The organism is Paraburkholderia susongensis, from assembly GCF_900177725.1.
GTDB classification, from domain to species: domain Bacteria; phylum Pseudomonadota; class Gammaproteobacteria; order Burkholderiales; family Burkholderiaceae; genus Paraburkholderia; species Paraburkholderia susongensis.
On sequence record NZ_FXAT01000002.1, the window covers coordinates 141,581 to 156,605 of the forward strand.

General features: G+C 63.5%; 11 protein-coding genes. 3 read left to right on the top strand and 8 right to left on the bottom strand.

Features of this window, described 5'->3' with window-relative positions; genetic code table 11:
- Positions 1-15 precede the first annotated feature (15 nt).
- The 3 genes from nirD to B9Z01_RS05785 all read right to left on the bottom strand — a co-directional run bounded on the left by nirD (position 16) and on the right by B9Z01_RS05785 (position 4,218).
- On the bottom strand, positions 16-369 hold the full coding sequence (gene nirD, locus B9Z01_RS05775; RefSeq protein WP_085481303.1) for a nitrite reductase small subunit NirD: 354 nt from the start codon (positions 367-369) through the stop codon (positions 16-18).
- 68 nt (positions 370-437) lie between these two features.
- Positions 438-2,978, bottom strand: coding sequence for a nitrite reductase large subunit NirB (gene nirB / locus B9Z01_RS05780; protein WP_085481304.1), 2,541 nt, complete (start codon positions 2,976-2,978; stop codon positions 438-440).
- Positions 2,979-3,336: 358 nt separating this feature from the next.
- The gene (locus B9Z01_RS05785; RefSeq protein ID WP_085482012.1) at positions 3,337-4,218 is read right to left on the bottom strand and encodes an MOSC domain-containing protein; all 882 of its coding nucleotides are present in this window, start codon (positions 4,216-4,218) and stop codon (positions 3,337-3,339) included.
- Between the two features lie 228 nt (positions 4,219-4,446).
- Between B9Z01_RS05785 and B9Z01_RS05790 the strand changes: the two genes are divergently transcribed.
- Both B9Z01_RS05790 and B9Z01_RS05795 read left to right on the top strand, forming a co-directional pair.
- On the top strand, positions 4,447-4,851 hold the full coding sequence (locus B9Z01_RS05790) for a heme-binding protein (RefSeq protein ID WP_085481305.1): 405 nt from the start codon (positions 4,447-4,449) through the stop codon (positions 4,849-4,851).
- 156 nt (positions 4,852-5,007) lie between these two features.
- Entirely contained in the window at positions 5,008-7,182 is a 2,175-nt protein-coding gene (locus tag B9Z01_RS05795) for a malate synthase G (protein WP_085481306.1), read from the top strand.
- Between the two features lie 165 nt (positions 7,183-7,347).
- Here the strand turns inward: B9Z01_RS05795 and galU are convergent, their stop codons facing one another.
- On the bottom strand, positions 7,348-8,268 hold the full coding sequence (gene galU, locus B9Z01_RS05800; RefSeq protein WP_085481307.1) for a UTP--glucose-1-phosphate uridylyltransferase GalU: 921 nt from the start codon (positions 8,266-8,268) through the stop codon (positions 7,348-7,350).
- A 239-nt stretch (positions 8,269-8,507) separates the two neighbouring features.
- A complete protein-coding gene (locus tag B9Z01_RS35440) occupies positions 8,508-8,651 on the bottom strand; it encodes a hypothetical protein (RefSeq protein WP_167387442.1) in 144 nt (47 codons plus the stop codon).
- A gap of 273 nt (positions 8,652-8,924) precedes the next feature.
- On the opposite strand from B9Z01_RS35440, the gene B9Z01_RS05805 reads away from it, so the two are divergent.
- Positions 8,925-10,241 carry an acyltransferase family protein gene (locus tag B9Z01_RS05805; protein ID WP_085481308.1) on the top strand — a complete coding sequence of 439 codons (1,317 nt, stop codon included), beginning with the start codon at positions 8,925-8,927 and terminating at the stop codon, positions 10,239-10,241.
- Between the two features lie 103 nt (positions 10,242-10,344).
- On the opposite strand, the gene B9Z01_RS05810 is transcribed toward B9Z01_RS05805, so the two are convergent.
- The 3 genes from B9Z01_RS05810 to B9Z01_RS05820 all read right to left on the bottom strand — a co-directional run bounded on the left by B9Z01_RS05810 (position 10,345) and on the right by B9Z01_RS05820 (position 14,951).
- Positions 10,345-10,638: a contact-dependent growth inhibition system immunity protein gene (locus tag B9Z01_RS05810; protein WP_085481309.1), complete on the bottom strand. Its 294-nt coding sequence runs from the start codon at positions 10,636-10,638 to the stop codon at positions 10,345-10,347.
- A gap of 390 nt (positions 10,639-11,028) precedes the next feature.
- Positions 11,029-13,488: a glycosyltransferase family 4 protein gene (locus tag B9Z01_RS05815; RefSeq protein WP_085481310.1), complete on the bottom strand. Its 2,460-nt coding sequence runs from the start codon at positions 13,486-13,488 to the stop codon at positions 11,029-11,031.
- Positions 13,485-14,951, bottom strand: a complete 1,467-nt coding sequence (locus B9Z01_RS05820; protein WP_085481311.1) for a flippase — start codon at positions 14,949-14,951, stop codon at positions 13,485-13,487. The genes B9Z01_RS05815 and B9Z01_RS05820 overlap by 4 nt, the downstream gene beginning before the upstream one ends.
- Positions 14,952-15,025 lie beyond the last annotated feature (74 nt).

The following is a 15,025-nucleotide window of genomic DNA, read 5'->3' on the forward strand; positions in this document are numbered from 1 at the left end:
GACGTGGCCCTGAAGTCAAGCCGCGACCCACACCTGGCCGTTTTCCACGCGCGCGGCAAACGCGCTGACGGAAAACGACGGCGTCTCGATGCACTCGCCGGTGCGCAGATCGAAGTGATGCTTGTAGATCGGCGAGGCGACCACGATGCGTTCGCCGAGACTGCCCACCAGTCCGCGCGAGAGCACCGCCGCGTGCGAGCCCGGATCGAAGTTTTCGATGGCGTAGACGGTGCTATCGGTCGCGCCGCCATCCACGTGAAAAACCGCCACCTGTTCGCCGTTAATCAAGGCGCAAACACCGGTGTTCGGCACGATGTCGTCGAGCGCGCAAATGGCGGTCCAGGCGCGCGGCAAGCGTTCGTTTTTCATGGCTCGGGTCCTCGTTAAATAAGCGGAAAAAATCGGCGTCAAGGTGGACGACATCAAAGCGGGTGGCCTCAACCCGTCTCGACAACAACCGGAATCCCGACGACCTTCGTCTGCCGCTCGGCCTGCGTCGCCGGGCGGATCTGGCCGCGTTGCTCGACGAACGCGACGTTGCCGTCGGACTCGCCGCTGTTGACGAAATGGCGAAAACGCTTGCGCGTCTCGGGGTCGGTGACGGCCTTCTTCCATTCGCACTCGTAGGTGTCGACCACGTGCCGCATCTCCGCTTCGAGTTCGGCGGCGACACCGAGGCGGTCGTTGACGATCACGTCGATCAGATAATCGAGCCCGCCCTCGAGGTTGTCGCGCCACACGCTCGTGCGTTGCAGGCGGTCGGCGGTGCGCACGTAGAACATCAGGAAGCGGTCGATGTAGCGCACGAGCGTCGCGCGATCGAGGTCGGCCGCGAGCAGTTCCGCGTGCCGCGGCTTCATGCCGCCATTGCCGCACACGTAGAGATTCCAGCCCTTCTCGGTCGCGATCACGCCGACGTCCTTGCCTTGCGCTTCCGCGCATTCGCGCGTGCAACCCGATACGCCGAACTTGATCTTGTGCGGCGTGCGCAGCCCCTTGTAGCGATTCTCGAGTTCGACCGCGAGGCCCACCGAATCGCCGACGCCATAGCGGCACCACGTCGAGCCCACGCACGACTTCACGGTGCGCAGCGATTTGCCGTATGCGTGCCCCGATTCGAAACCCGCTGCGATCAGTTCTTCCCAGATGAGCGGCAGTTGCTCGACACGCGCGCCGAACAGATCGACGCGCTGACCACCGGTGATCTTCGTGTAGAGGCCGTATTTCTTCGCGACCTGCGCGACCGCGATCAGACCGTCGGGTGTCACTTCGCCGCCCGCCATGCGCGGCACGACCGAATAGGTGCCATCGCGCTGGATGTTCGCGAGGTGGTAGTCGTTGGTGTCCTGCAGCGACGCGTGCTCTTTCTTCAGCACGAATTCATTCCAGCACGACGCGAGAATGCTCGCGATCGCAGGCTTGCAGATATCGCAGCCGAGGCCGCGCCCATGCTTCGCGAGCAGCGTGCCGAAACTGCGCAGACCCTCGACGCGCACGAGGTGGTACAGCTCCTGGCGCGAATACGGAAAGTGTTCGCAGACGTGATTGTTGACCGCGAGCCCCTGCTTCTTCATCTCGGCCTTCATCACCTGCGTGACGAGCGGCACGCAGCCGCCGCACGAGGTGCCCGCGCCGGTCGCGCCCTTCAATGCGCCGAGATCGGTCGCGCCCGCGCAGACCGCCGCGCACAGCTCGCCCTTCGACACGCTGTTGCACGAGCAGATCTGCGCGGCGGCGGGCAAGGCCTCGACGCCGAGCGCGGGTTTCGCCTTGCCGTCCGCTTGCGGCAGGATCAGGAATTCGGGCGCTTCGGGCAGCGCGATGCGGTTGAGCATCATCTGCAGCAGCGTGCCGTATTCGCTTGCATCGCCGACCATCACCGCGCCGAGCAGATACTTGCCGCAACCGGACACGACGAGCTTCTTGTAGATCTGTTTGCGCTCGTCGCTGAACTGGTAGGCGCGGCTCTCCGGCGTGTTGCCGTGCGCGTCGCCGATGCTCGCGACGTCGACGCCCATGAGCTTCAGTTTGGTGCTCATGTCGGCACCCGCGAATGCGGCCGCGCTGCCGCGCAACTGCTTCGCGGCCACGCGCGCCATCTCGTAGCCGGGCGCGACGAGCCCGAACAACTGGCCGTTCCACAGCGCGCATTCGCCGATCGCGTAGATGTGCGGGTCGCTCGTGCGGCATGCGTCGTCGATCACGATGCCACCGCGCGCGCCGAGTTCGAGCCCGCAGGCGCGCGCGAGATCGTCGCGCGGACGGATGCCCGCGGAGAACACGATCATGTCGGTGTCGAGATGGCTGCCGTCCGCAAACTGCATGCGATGCGTGCCCGCTTCGCCGTCGACGATCATGGCTGTGTTCTTCTGCGTGTGGACCGTCACACCGAGTTCTTCGATCCGGCGGCGCAACACGCGAGCGCCGCCCTCGTCCACCTGCACCGCCATCAGGCGCGGCGCGAATTCGACCACGTGCGTTTGCAGGCCCATGTCGCGCAGCGCCTTCGCGCATTCGAGACCGAGCAGGCCGCCGCCGACCACGGTCCCGGTCCTCGCGCGCGCACCGCATTCGCGCATGGCTTCGAGATCCTCAATCGTTCGGTAGACGAAGCAATCGGCGCGCTCGCGGCCCGGCACCGGAGGCACGAACGGATAGGAGCCGGTCGCGAACACGAGCCTGTCGTAGGGCAGCGTTTCCCCGCTCGCCACCGTCACCGTGCGCGCCTCGCGATCGATAGTGAGGACTCGCGCGTTGAGCTTCAGCCGCACGCCGTGGCGCTCGAAGAAACCGGGCTCGACGAGCGAGAGATCGTCGGCGGTCTTGCCTGCGAAAAATTCGGACAGATGCACGCGATCGTAGGCCGGCCGGGATTCTTCGCCCAGCACCGTGATGTCGAGGCCGTGCGCGCCATCCTGCGCGAGGCATTCGACCAGCTTGTGGCCGACCATCCCGTGACCGATAACGATGATTTTCATGAACGCGATGTCCTCTGGTATCCGGCGAAAGCGGTTGCGGAAACAAAAACGGCGTCCCGCGAATCCAGTCGATGACTGAATCCAGGGGACGCCGTTGTCCTGACCCGTGCTGCTAAAACGCTGCTGGAACGCACGCTGTCGTGCCGCATGCGCCGCGGACCCACGCTGGTCCGTTGGCGGTGCTTAACGCAAAGGCTGTGCCAGTCGCGCGAAATGTGCCGTCAAGCGCTGTGTAGTATGGCTTTGCGGCGGATGAACCATGCGTGAGCCGCCGCGATCTCGCGACGCGTTTTGATGCGGCGAAGCACAGCGATGGTGCGACGCAGCACTGTGCGCGTGCGAAATGCGCACGCCGTTCTCAATCACCAAACCCCAACTCCGCCTCGATCTCCTGCCCGACCCGCAGCCACGCCCCCGTGCCGCTCGCGACGAGCGCGTTGTTGCCGAACGTGACCGCGCCGTCGAACCGCGCGTTGACGCGATAGCCGAGCATCGTGTCGGTCGGCTCGTTCGGCCATTCGGGATCGGGCGCGCCGCGCGCCTGATCGATGGTCGGCATCGGGCAACGCGTGCACAGCTTGACGAGCCGCAACTCGACGCGCGGCGCGCCGCTCGTCGGTGCATCGATGCTCAGCGTCTCCATGTAGTCCTCTTCGTAGGCATCGAGACCGTCCAGCACGAGGTTCGGGCGAAAGCGGTCGATCCCGATGGCCGGCGCGCCCTTGCCGTTCAGGCGCGTGTTGAGGTCGTCGAGCGAGGCCTGGCCGATCACGAGCAGCGGAAAGCCATCGGCGAAAAACGTCGTGGCGCCGCCGGTGCTCGCGGTGTAATCACGATCGACGATGCGCTCGCGCTGCGGATCGAAGCGCAGCAGGCGCACAGGCACGCCGAGAAACGCCGTGAACCATGCGGCGGTCTCGGCGCCCGTATCGAGTCCATAAGCCGCATCGCGCCAGACCGCGGTATTCACCCGCGGCGCCGCGGCGAGCCGCGTGGCATCGAGCGGCGTGCGCAGCTCGCTCATGTCGGGCGCGCGAATCACGAGGTCCTGCTCGCCGATCTCGACGCGAATCAGCGCCATGCGCGGATACGCGCGCTGCGTGAGCATCGCGCCATGCGGATCGGTGAGCATCCAGTAGCGGTCGTATTCGAGGCCCGTCGCCAGCAGACGCGCCTCGGTCAGCGCGATGCCCGCGCAGGATTTGATCGGATAAACAAACAGCTCGCGGATGGTAGGCATGATCGGGGCGGCGCATTGGCAGCGCATTTTCTATGGTCAAGCCGCGATTGTAAGGCGCTTCGCGCCGCGGCCCAGGGAAGCCGCCGTATCGTCCTCACGCGCTTGGACGTAAAATCCCAAGGGATAGCACCTGCCATTACCGCGCGCACGAACGGCGCCGCCGCGGCACCCGTCGCTGGATAAAAACTGTAGAAACCTTCCAACCATCACCGAGACAGGACATTCATTATGCTGAGCAAACTCGTGTTGACCGTGGCTGAAACGACCCGCATTCTCGACGCCGCGCGCGCGGAAGCCGAGAAAAACAAGTGGGCCGTCGCGATCGTGGTCGCCGACGACGGCGGCCATCCGCTCGCGATGCTGCGCCTCGACGGCAGCGCGCCGTCGAGTGCGTACATCGCCACGGAAAAGGCACGCACCGCGGCGATCGGTCGGCGCGAAACCAAGGTGTATGAAGACATGATCAACAACGGCCGCACCGCGTTCCTGAGCGCGCCGTTGCTCGGCACGCTCGAAGGCGGCGTGCCGGTGATCGTCGAGGGCCAGGTGATCGGCGCGGTCGGCGTGTCGGGCGTCAAGTCGGAACAGGACGCGCAGATCGCGAAGGTCGGCATTCAGGCGCTCGCGATCTGAATGGCCGAGGCGGCCTGCCGGGTTGCGCAGGCCGCGGTGAAGCAAGTATTTGAAGCAGGCCTTTGAAGTACCGCTTTGAAGCAACCCGTAGCGCAACTTTATCAAGCACGGACCGGTGCCCCCTCACCGGTCCCATTCAAACTGATGGAGCAGTCGATGACTCAGATGAACCCGCGCGGCGGACTGCAAGTCGCCGCCAACCTCGACCACTTCGTCGAAACCGAAGCCCTGCCCGGCACCGGAATCGACAGCGCCGCATTCTGGTCGGGTTTCGACGCCCTCGTGCACGAGCTGGCGCCGAAAAACCGTGCGCTGCTTGCCGAGCGCGACCGCCTGCAAACCGAACTGGACCACTGGCATCGCGCCAATCCGGGTCCGGTGCGCGACCTGCGCGCGTACCGCGCGTTTCTCGAAGGCATCGGCTATATCGTGCCGCCGCCCGCGCGCGTCCAGGCCACGACCGACCACGTGGACACCGAAATCGCCGAGCAGGCCGGCCCGCAACTCGTCGTGCCGTTGTCGAATCAGCGTTATGCGCTGAACGCGGCGAACGCGCGCTGGGGCAGTCTCTACGATGCGCTGTACGGCACCGATGCGATTCCCGAAACGAACGGCGCCGAAAAACGCAAGGACTTCAACCCGGTGCGCGGCGCGGCGGTCATCGCCTATGCACGCAGGTTTCTCGACCAAGCCGCACCGCTCGCGAACGGCTCGCATGCCGACGCGACGCGCTATAGCGTCGAGGGCGGCAAGCTCGTCGTCACGTTGAAGAACGGCACGAGCGCGCTGCAAACGCCCGCGCAATTCATCGGCTATCAGGGCGAGCCGGGCGCGCCGTCGGCCGTGCTGCTCAAGCACAACGGCCTGCACTTCGAGATCCAGATCGATGCCAACGATCCGATCGGCAAGACCGATGCCGCGCATGTGAAAGACGTCGTGGTCGAAGCGGCGGTGAGCACGATCATCGATTGCGAAGACTCGGTCGCGGCCGTCGATGCGGACGACAAGGTGCAGCTCTACCGCAACTGGCTCGGCCTGATGAACGGCGATCTGACCGAAGAGGTCACGAAGAACGGCAAGACCTTCACGCGCCGCCTGAACGAAGACCGTGTGTATACCGCCGCGAACGGCGCGGCGCCGGTCGTGCTGCATGGCCGCTCGCTGCTGTTCATTCGCAACGTCGGTCATTTGATGACCAACCCGGCCGTGCTCATGAAAGACGGCCAGGAAATTCCGGAAGGCATTCTCGACGCGGTCATCACGACGCTGTGCGCGCTGCGCGACCGCAAAAACAGGCTGAATTCGCGTACTGGCTCGATCTATATCGTCAAGCCGAAGATGCACGGCCCGGCCGAAGTCGCGTTCGCGAGCGAGCTGTTCGCGCGCGTCGAAGACCTGCTCGAACTGCCGCGCAACACGATCAAGATGGGCATCATGGACGAGGAGCGCCGCACGAGCGTGAACCTGCTCGCGTGTATCGCCGAAGCGTCGGAGCGCGTCGCGTTCATCAACACCGGCTTCCTCGATCGCACCGGCGACGAGATGCACTCCGCGATGGAAGCGGGCCCGATGATGCGCAAGGGCGACATGAAGTCGAGCAAGTGGATCACCGCCTACGAGCGCAGCAACGTGCTCGTCGGTCTGAACGCGGGCCTGCGCGGCCGCTCGCAGATCGGCAAGGGCATGTGGGCGATGCCTGACCTCATGCACGCGATGCTCGAACAGAAGATCGCGCATCCAAAGGCCGGCGCGAACACCGCATGGGTGCCCTCGCCGACCGCCGCGACGCTGCATGCGCTGCACTATCACCAGGTCGACGTGCAGGCGATTCAGCAGGAACTCGAACGCACGGACTACGCGACGGTGCGCGACGAACTGCTCGACGGCCTGCTGACGATTCCAGTCGTCGAGAAGGCGCAATGGAGCGACGAGGAAATCCGCAGCGAGGTCGACAACAACGCGCAGGGCATTCTCGGCTACGTGGTGCGCTGGATCGACCAGGGCGTCGGCTGCTCGAAGGTGCCGGACATCCACGATGTCGGCCTGATGGAAGACCGCGCGACGCTGCGCATTTCGAGCCAGCACATCGCCAACTGGCTGTATCACGGCGTGATCAAACGCGAACTCGTCGAAGAGACGTTCAGACGAATGGCGAAGGTCGTCGACGGGCAGAACGCGGGCGATCCGCACTACAAGCCGATGGCGCCGGGCTATGACACGATCGCGTTCAAGGCCGCCCAGGCGCTCGTGTTCGAAGGACGCCAGCAGCCGAGCGGCTACACGGAGCCGCTTCTGCACAAGTTCCGGCTCGAGGTGAAGCAGCAAGGTTGAGGCTTTCTGCTGTCACCTCGCTGCTGTCGCCTCGCCGGGCCTCGCATGAATGACGCGCGGCCCGGCTGAAACGTCAACGGGCGCCGCATGATGCGGCGCCCGTTTTTCATTCAGCTTTTATGCGAGGCCCCTCGCTTGACACCTGCAAGGGCCTGCTGAGGCCACTCAGGCGGCCTGTGCCGTGTACTGCACCGCCGCGCTGCTTTGCGCATCGTTCTGCTGCATATAGGCATGCAGATACGCTTCGAAATCCGCCTTCACCTCGGGATGGCGCAGCGCGAATTCGACCGTCGCTTTCAGATAGCCGAGCTTGCTGCCGCAATCGAAACGCGTGCCGAAGTAGCGATATGCGAGCACCTGCTCCTCGGTCAGCAGCGACTGGACCGCGTCGGTCAGTTGCAGTTCGCCGCCCGCGCCCGGCTTGAGCGCGCGGATGTGCTTGAAGATGGTCGGCATCAGCACGTAGCGGCCCACCACGCCGAGGTTCGACGGCGCCTTGTCCGGCGCCGGCTTCTCGACGATGCCCGACATCTTGATGACGTTATCTTCCCACTCGCGGCCGTCCACGACGCCGTACGAGCGGCTGTCTTCGCGCGCGATCGTTTCGACGCCGATCACCGAGCTGTGATAGTGGTTGAACGTATCGACGAGCTGGCTCATCACCGGCTTCGAGCTGTGCAGCAGGTCGTCCGCGAGAATCACCGCGAACGGGCTTTCACCCACGAGCTTTTCGGCGCACAGCACCGCATGGCCGAGGCCGAGCGCTTCGGCCTGGCGCACGTAGAAACAGTCGACGTTGGCCGGCTTGATGCTGCGCACGAGATCGAGCAGCTTCTGCTTGTTGCGCGCTTCGAGTTCGGATTCGATCTCGTAGGATTTGTCGAAGTGATCTTCGATCGCGCGCTTGCTGCGGCCCGTCACGAAGATCATCTCGGTGATGCCAGCGGCAATCGCTTCCTCGACCGCGTACTGGATCAGCGGCTTGTCGACGATAGGCAGCATTTCCTTGGGGCTTGCTTTGGTAGCCGGCAGGAATCGTGTCCCGAGGCCCGCAACGGGAAACACGGCTTTGGTGACTTTCAGCATGGTAGGCATTCCCACATCGGTTAGAAGTTGGTGTGTTCGCGGACCTGGCGGCCAATCGATGTCGGCGCAAGACTAGCAAAAAAACCTGCGAAGTTCACGGGCGAATTTTTCTCCAATTAAATTAAATAATCCGGCCAATTATCGATATGTCATATAGTGGAAACAATCAGGAAACTATTACGTATTCCACTTGGGGAGATAGCCGGATAAAGCCGAAAATTTTACACGCCCGCGCCGTGTCACTCCGTCTCGTCGACCGGCGGCAGCTTGCCGGGGTTCGTCCGGTAGCGGCGGATAGGCTCATTGCGCAGGGCGTCACGATAAGCGGAGGCGGCGACCAGGATCAGCAGCACGGCAATGCCGGCGAGTAAATGCAGGTTCATGACTTCACCTCGGGTCAGAAAATCCGTACTTCAAATTAGCATGACAAAAGCGGTAAATAATTCGAATTCGTATATTCATATACTCAATTACAATTCGTCACAAAATGAAAGTCTCATTTAATCCGAAATGCAATTTTTTATCGATTTTTTGACGCCGCCGTGCTCTAGCATGTGATGTATCGCGGGCGCTCGCAGGTGCACTCACAGGTGCACGAAGCGCCCGGCTATCTTCCGTTCAGCTTTTCCTGCTTCAGCTTCAGATAAGGACCACGCATGAGCGACCCAGCACTGGATGCCGCCGGCTCATCCCTGCCCCTCTCTTCCACGCTTGCTCCCGCGAAAGCCGCGGCCGCGCCGCCTGCACGCGGCGTGCTGCACAACGAGGCGCACGATGAGGCGCGTGCCGAACGCGCCGGCAAGGAGCACGCAATCGACGCATGGCGCGGCTTCGCGGCGCTGCTCGTCGCGTATTTTCATTGCCGCCAGGTCGTGTGGGTCGGGATGCAGGCGTTTCATCAGAGCGTCGGCCACTCGTTGAGCCCCAACGCGCTTGCGGCCTATCTGACGTTTCCCATTGCATGGGGTTCGGCGGGCGTGCCGATTTTCTTCGTGATCAGCGGCTACTGCATTCATCGCGGCGGCGCGCTGCGGCTCGCGGGCAATCCCGCTTACCGGCTCGATACGGGCAATTTCTGGCTGCGGCGCTTCGCGCGCATTTATCCGGTGCTGCTCGCGGCGCTCGTGCTGACATTCGCGCTCGATTCGCTGAGCCTGCAATTTCCGCCGGTCAGCCACAAGATTCGCGAGATCGGCCTGCACGCGTTTCTCGTCAACCTGTTTTCGTTGCAGAGCGTGGCGGGCAAGACCTATGGATCGAACGGCGCGCTGTGGACGCTCTCGCTCGAAGTACAGTTCTATGCGATCTATCCGCTGCTGTTTGCGCTGCGGCGGCGCATCGGCATGACGGCCGTGCTGGCGATCGTCGCGGCGATCAACGTCGTGTCCGCGTACGTGCTCGAGAGGCACGACATCCAGTTCTTCACGTCGTACTGGTTTTCGTGGACGCTCGGCGCGTGGATCGCCGATGCGAGAGCCCGCGCGACCGATGCGCGCGCGCCGGGATGGCTTTATGGACTCGCTGCCGCCTTTGTCGCAGCCGGTTGTGCGGCGTTCCATTTCGGCCAGTACGGTGCGTTCCAGTTGTGGGCGCTCGGCTTCGCGGTCTATCTGTACAAGGTGCTGGAGCCGCGCGATCCGGCGCGGCGCGAGGCGGCTGGCATGCCTGCGTTGCCTCGGACGTCGCTGCAGACCTTGCTTCATGGCGTGTTTCGCCCACTGTCCCGCGCGCTGTCCTTCTTCGGCGACTTCAGTTTCTCGCTCTACCTGATCCATCTGCCGATCTTCGTGCTGCTGTCGTCGTGGCTGTTCCGCTCGTCGCTGCAAATGTCGATCTGGCCGTCGTTCGGCTACATGCTGGTGGCCGTGCCGGCCGCCTATCTGTTCTACCGGCTCGTCGAGTTGCCGGCGATGAGGTGGTCGGCGAGTTTTAAACCTAAAACCGCACCTAAGACCTCGCTCACGCCGCGATGAAAACGGCACGAAATAAGAAGCGGAGGGAAGGCTGTTCGGCCTTCGCTCCGTTATGCCAACGACTGAGGTTGGCCTAGGGGCATAGCGTTAGCGTGAACGGCCCCTAGTCACTCAGGAGGCGCTTCAACTCGTCAAGAAATGAGGCTGTCGTGTGGCCCCATAGTGGCGGATCGAGGCAAAGCCCGTAGGCAGCCTCAAAGGCAGCATCCAGATCGCTGGCGTTGTCACGGCGGAATCTGTCAATTTCGCTCACCAGTGTTGAACGCTCGGCCGGATTACTTTCGCTTCTGTACAAAGCAAGGATGTCCGCCATGGTGTTTCCCCATAGCGCGAAGTCCTCTCCGAAATAGACCTGAATGAATTCAGTTAGTCCAGGGTACTGGTCTGTCTGCTCCATGAAGGTCTAATCAATCAGATAAGCGGTAACGATGTAATACGGCACGCCGTCTGATTCCCGTTGATACGACATTCCGAACTCCTCTGTAGTTGTTGAGGCCAGCTAACCTAGCAGGCCACTACAGGGATATGGAATGGGCGATGGATGATTTTGGACGATTTCAGGCTTTGCAGCGCTGCGACTCACGCGCCTTGATACGCCCGCAGCGTATCTGCCTTTTCGCGGGGCCGCCCGGCTATGGGGAAGGCAGCCGCCAGCGCGTTCATCTGTTGGACGCGCTCGGCACACATGAGGTTGCGCCCTGATTTCGTGATCGCCGAGCCGCGTTTGCGCGCGCAGGTTGGCCCCTGCAAACGCATAGGCACCCACACATCCCCATCGAGCCGCGCTTCAACGCCCCGCCACCCCCTTCAGAATCCGCGCAACCCCCTCCACATAGCTCTGCGTGCCGAAGCGGCTCAGCGCGGTCTGATAGCCATTCCTGACGAGTCTTTCGCGCAGTTCGTCGTTCGAGCGCAGTTCGGCGAGCGTATCGGCGAGCATATGCGCGTCGCCGGGCGTGCACAGCACGCCGTTTTCGTGATCGTCGATGATCTCGAGCACGCCTCCCGCGCGAGCCGCCACCACCGGCCGGCGCGCGAGCATCCCTTCGACGATCACGCGGCCGAACGGCTCCGGCGTGATCGACGTATGCACGACCGCGTCGACCGCGCACATGCAGGCCGGAATATCGTGCTGAAAACCGAGAAAATGCACGCGCTCGCCGAGATTGTGCGCGGCGACGAACGCGTGCAATTCGATCTCGTACTGGTCCTCGCCGAACAGCGGCGCGCCCACGAGCACCGCATGCATCTGCGGATTGAGCACCATCGCCTCGAGCAGCACGTGCTGGCCCTTCCAGCGCGCAAGGCGGCTGAACGAGCCGACCAGAAACGCATCCTGCGGCAGATTCAGGCGTTCACGCAACGCCGCTCGCGGCACCGCGCGCAGCGCATCGAACGGCTCGGCCGAAATGCCGTTGAACACGACGTCGACACGCTTGCTATCGAACTGCGTCAGATCGGCGAATGCGCGCGCCGACGCCGCCGAATTCGCGATCACGTGCGCGAGACCGAAGCGCGCGCACCATTTGATAATCGCAAGCTGCTTGCCGCCGAAATGTTCAGGACTCACGATATCGCGCAGATGCCAGACCACCGGCCGCCTCGCGAGCTTGCCGGCCAGCGCGCCTATCACCATCGCGCGCTGCGTGTTCGCGTAGATCACGTCGACGTTGCGCGCGCGTTTCGCGGTCGCGCGCACGAGCGAGACGAGTCCCTTCAACGCCTGCCCCTTCGGCAGCGAGCCGCCCTGCTTGCGAACATGACGCAGCGCGCCCGCATCGAGCACGTTGACATCGACGCCGGTCTTCGCGAGCGCGGTGCGAAACGGTCCGTCATCGAACAGCACGACCTCGATGCGCGAGCGCAGCGCCTTCACGATTTCGAGCAGCGACAGTTCGGCGCCGCCGAGCACACCGCTCTGATCGACCGCGAGAATGCGCGGCGCGTCCGCCACGGCCTGCGCGCCGGGTTGCGCCTGATACGGCACATAGGGCGGCAGCTTCGCCGCGCGCAATGCGGGCACCGAGGCACGCACATGCGCGAAGAAACGTTCACGGAAATTCGCAGCGGAAAACTGCTCGGCGTTGCGGCGGCAATGGGCCGGCGAGAACTGGTGCGCGTGATCGTCGAAGCGGCCGACCGCGTCGATGATCGCATCCGCATTCTGTTCGTCGAAGAACATGCCGGTCGGCGCCGACAAGGACAGATCGCGCACGGTTTCGAGCGCGCCGCCCTTGCCGAACGCGATCACCGGCGTGCCGCACGCCTGCGCTTCGACGACCGAGATGCCGAAGTCCTCTTCGGCCGCGAAGATGAACGCCTTCGCGCGGCTCATATGGTCCTTGAGCACCTTGAACGGCTGATAACCCATGATCTCGACGTTCGGCCCCGCCTTCGCGCGGATCTTCTCCATATCGGGACCGTCGCCGATCACGACGAGCCTGCGCTCGGGCATGCGCGCGAATGCCTCGACGATCAGATCGATCTTCTTGTACGGCACCATGCGCGAAGCGGTCAGATAAAAATCCTCTTTCTCCGTGCAAAGCGAAAACGCTTCGACGTCGACCGGCGGAAAGATCACCTGCGCCTCGCGCTGATAAACCTTCTTGATGCGCCGCGCGATGAACTCGGAATTGGCGACGAAGCCGTCGACCGAATTCGACGTGCGGATATCCCAGTTGCGGATGTAATGCAGAATCAGCCGCGCGAGCGCGGACTTCGGACCGCTGGTCAGCTTCGACTGCTGCAGATACTGGTGCTGCAAATCCCACGCATAGCGGATCGGCGAATGCACGTAGCTGACATGCACCTGGTCCGGGCCCGTCAGGATGCCCTTCGCGACCGCGTGGCTGCTCGAGATCACGACGTCGTACGCGGACACGTCGAGCTGCTCGATCGCGAGCGGCATCAACGGCAGATACGAACGGTACTTGCTGCGCGCGAACGGCAGCTTCTGGATGAACGAGGTCGTGACCGGCTTGCCGCGCAGAAAGCTGCGGTCGTCGAGAAAGTCCACGAGGCTGAACAGGTCCGCATCGGGAAAGCACGCGATGATCTGCTCGAGCACTTTCTCCGCGCCCGCATAAGTGACGAGCCAGTCGTGCACGATCGCGATGCGCACCGTCCGGTTCGCGCGCAACGCGGCGGGACGCCGCGCGGGCGGCGCACCGGGAACGCTCGTCAGTTCATCGAGCGCACTGCGCGTCGCGGGTCGCAGCATGTCTTCTTCAAGGACGTCGTGGTTCATGCGCTTTTCCTCGGATTCAGTCGCAACAGCAGTGAACGCGCAAGATTGCGCAAGGCGGGCGTCATCGTGAGCGACCATGCGATGTTCGCGCCGACCATCAGCACGCCGGCCGTGATGGCGAGCGCGAGGCTCGGCAGGAAGCTCGCGAGCCAGAGGCTGGCAAGCAGAAATGCGAGGTGGGCCAGCATGTCGAGCACGATCTGGCGCGCGCGGATCGCGGAGAAATGCAGCAGCACCGCGTAGTCGAACAGCGCCCGGCCCGCGACCGCGACCGCCGCGCCTGTGAGGCCGAAATGCGTGATGCCGAACCACAGGGCGCCCGTGAAAAGCGGCAATTCGACGAGGCCGACGCGCGCGGCGGTGGCCGGATTGACCTGCGACTGGATCAGGATGCGCGTCACGTTCGCCTGACCGACGAGCCACACGGCGACGATCATGATGCGGCCCACCGGCGCCGCGACCGTCGCGATCTCGTTGCCGACCCACAGATGCAGGAACGGTTCGAGCACGAGCATCGCCACGAGCGCGACCGGCGTGAACACGCCGTTGAGAAATTCGAGCGACTGCTGCGTGATCGTGTCGGCATCGGCGCGGCCCACTGCCGATAGGCGCGGGAACAGCGTGCGCACGAGCGCGGTCGGCACGATGTTCAGGCGCGTCACGAGATTCTGCGGCACCGTGTAATAGGTCACGAAACGCGCGCCGAGCCGCGAGCCGAGCATCACGCGGTCGAGCGAATCGGCGACCATCGTCGTCACGCTCGCAATCAGCATCCAGCCGCCGAAGTTGAACAACCCCTTCGCGACACCGAGCCGCGGCGGCAGAATACTGCGTATTTCAAGCACTTTCAGCGCATAGCGGCCAAGCAGCAGCGCCGCGAGAATGCGCGCGATCACCGCCGCGGCGAGCACGTTCTGCAAGGTCGGGCCGAGCCACACCGCGGCGCCGAGCGGCAGCAACTGGAACAGAAACGTGCCGATCGTCTGATTCGTGTTGTAGACGCCGAAGCGTTCCGCGCCATTGATCGCCCCCGCGAACACCCAGGACACGTTCGCAATCGGAATCGCCACCGCGAGCCACGGCAGCGCCATATACACCTCGTGCTGCAGTTCGGGCGACACCTTCGTGAAATACGCGGTGTACAGAAACGCGCCGAAGTAGATGATGAGACCGCCAATCACGCCGGTCGTCAGATTGAGCCACGTCGCGCTCCAGAACACGCGCGCGCTTTCGTCCTGATCGCCCGAGGCGAGCGCCTTCGAAATATGGTTCTGCGCGGCCATGCTCATGCCGAGATCGAGAATCCCGAAGTAGCCGATCAACGTCCACACGAGACTGATCACGCCATAGCGCTCGACGCCGAGCAGCCTGATATACGACGGCACGGTGACGAGCGACACGAATGTCGGCAGCACGAGTCCGAAAAAATTGATCGCTACGTTCCTGAGAATGCCTTTATCCATCGAATGCCCTGGGTTATGCGAATGTTTTGCTGCGTGTCCTGCGTGTCCTGCGTGTCCTGTGCGAGCGGCGCGAG

Coding starts and splice junctions, on each gene's coding strand:
- nirD (WP_085481303.1), bottom strand. CDS start 369: ATGAAAAACGAACGCTTGCCGCGCGCCTGGACCGCCATTTGCGCGCTC.
- nirB (WP_085481304.1), bottom strand. CDS start 2,978: ATGAAAATCATCGTTATCGGTCACGGGATGGTCGGCCACAAGCTGGTC.
- B9Z01_RS05785 (WP_085482012.1), bottom strand. CDS start 4,218: ATGCCTACCATCCGCGAGCTGTTTGTTTATCCGATCAAATCCTGCGCG.
- B9Z01_RS05790 (WP_085481305.1), top strand. CDS start 4,447: ATGCTGAGCAAACTCGTGTTGACCGTGGCTGAAACGACCCGCATTCTC.
- B9Z01_RS05795 (WP_085481306.1), top strand. CDS start 5,008: ATGACTCAGATGAACCCGCGCGGCGGACTGCAAGTCGCCGCCAACCTC.
- galU (WP_085481307.1), bottom strand. CDS start 8,268: ATGCTGAAAGTCACCAAAGCCGTGTTTCCCGTTGCGGGCCTCGGGACA.
- B9Z01_RS35440 (WP_167387442.1), bottom strand. CDS start 8,651: ATGAACCTGCATTTACTCGCCGGCATTGCCGTGCTGCTGATCCTGGTC.
- B9Z01_RS05805 (WP_085481308.1), top strand. CDS start 8,925: ATGAGCGACCCAGCACTGGATGCCGCCGGCTCATCCCTGCCCCTCTCT.
- B9Z01_RS05810 (WP_085481309.1), bottom strand. CDS start 10,638: ATGGAGCAGACAGACCAGTACCCTGGACTAACTGAATTCATTCAGGTC.
- B9Z01_RS05815 (WP_085481310.1), bottom strand. CDS start 13,488: ATGAACCACGACGTCCTTGAAGAAGACATGCTGCGACCCGCGACGCGC.
- B9Z01_RS05820 (WP_085481311.1), bottom strand. CDS start 14,951: ATGGATAAAGGCATTCTCAGGAACGTAGCGATCAATTTTTTCGGACTC.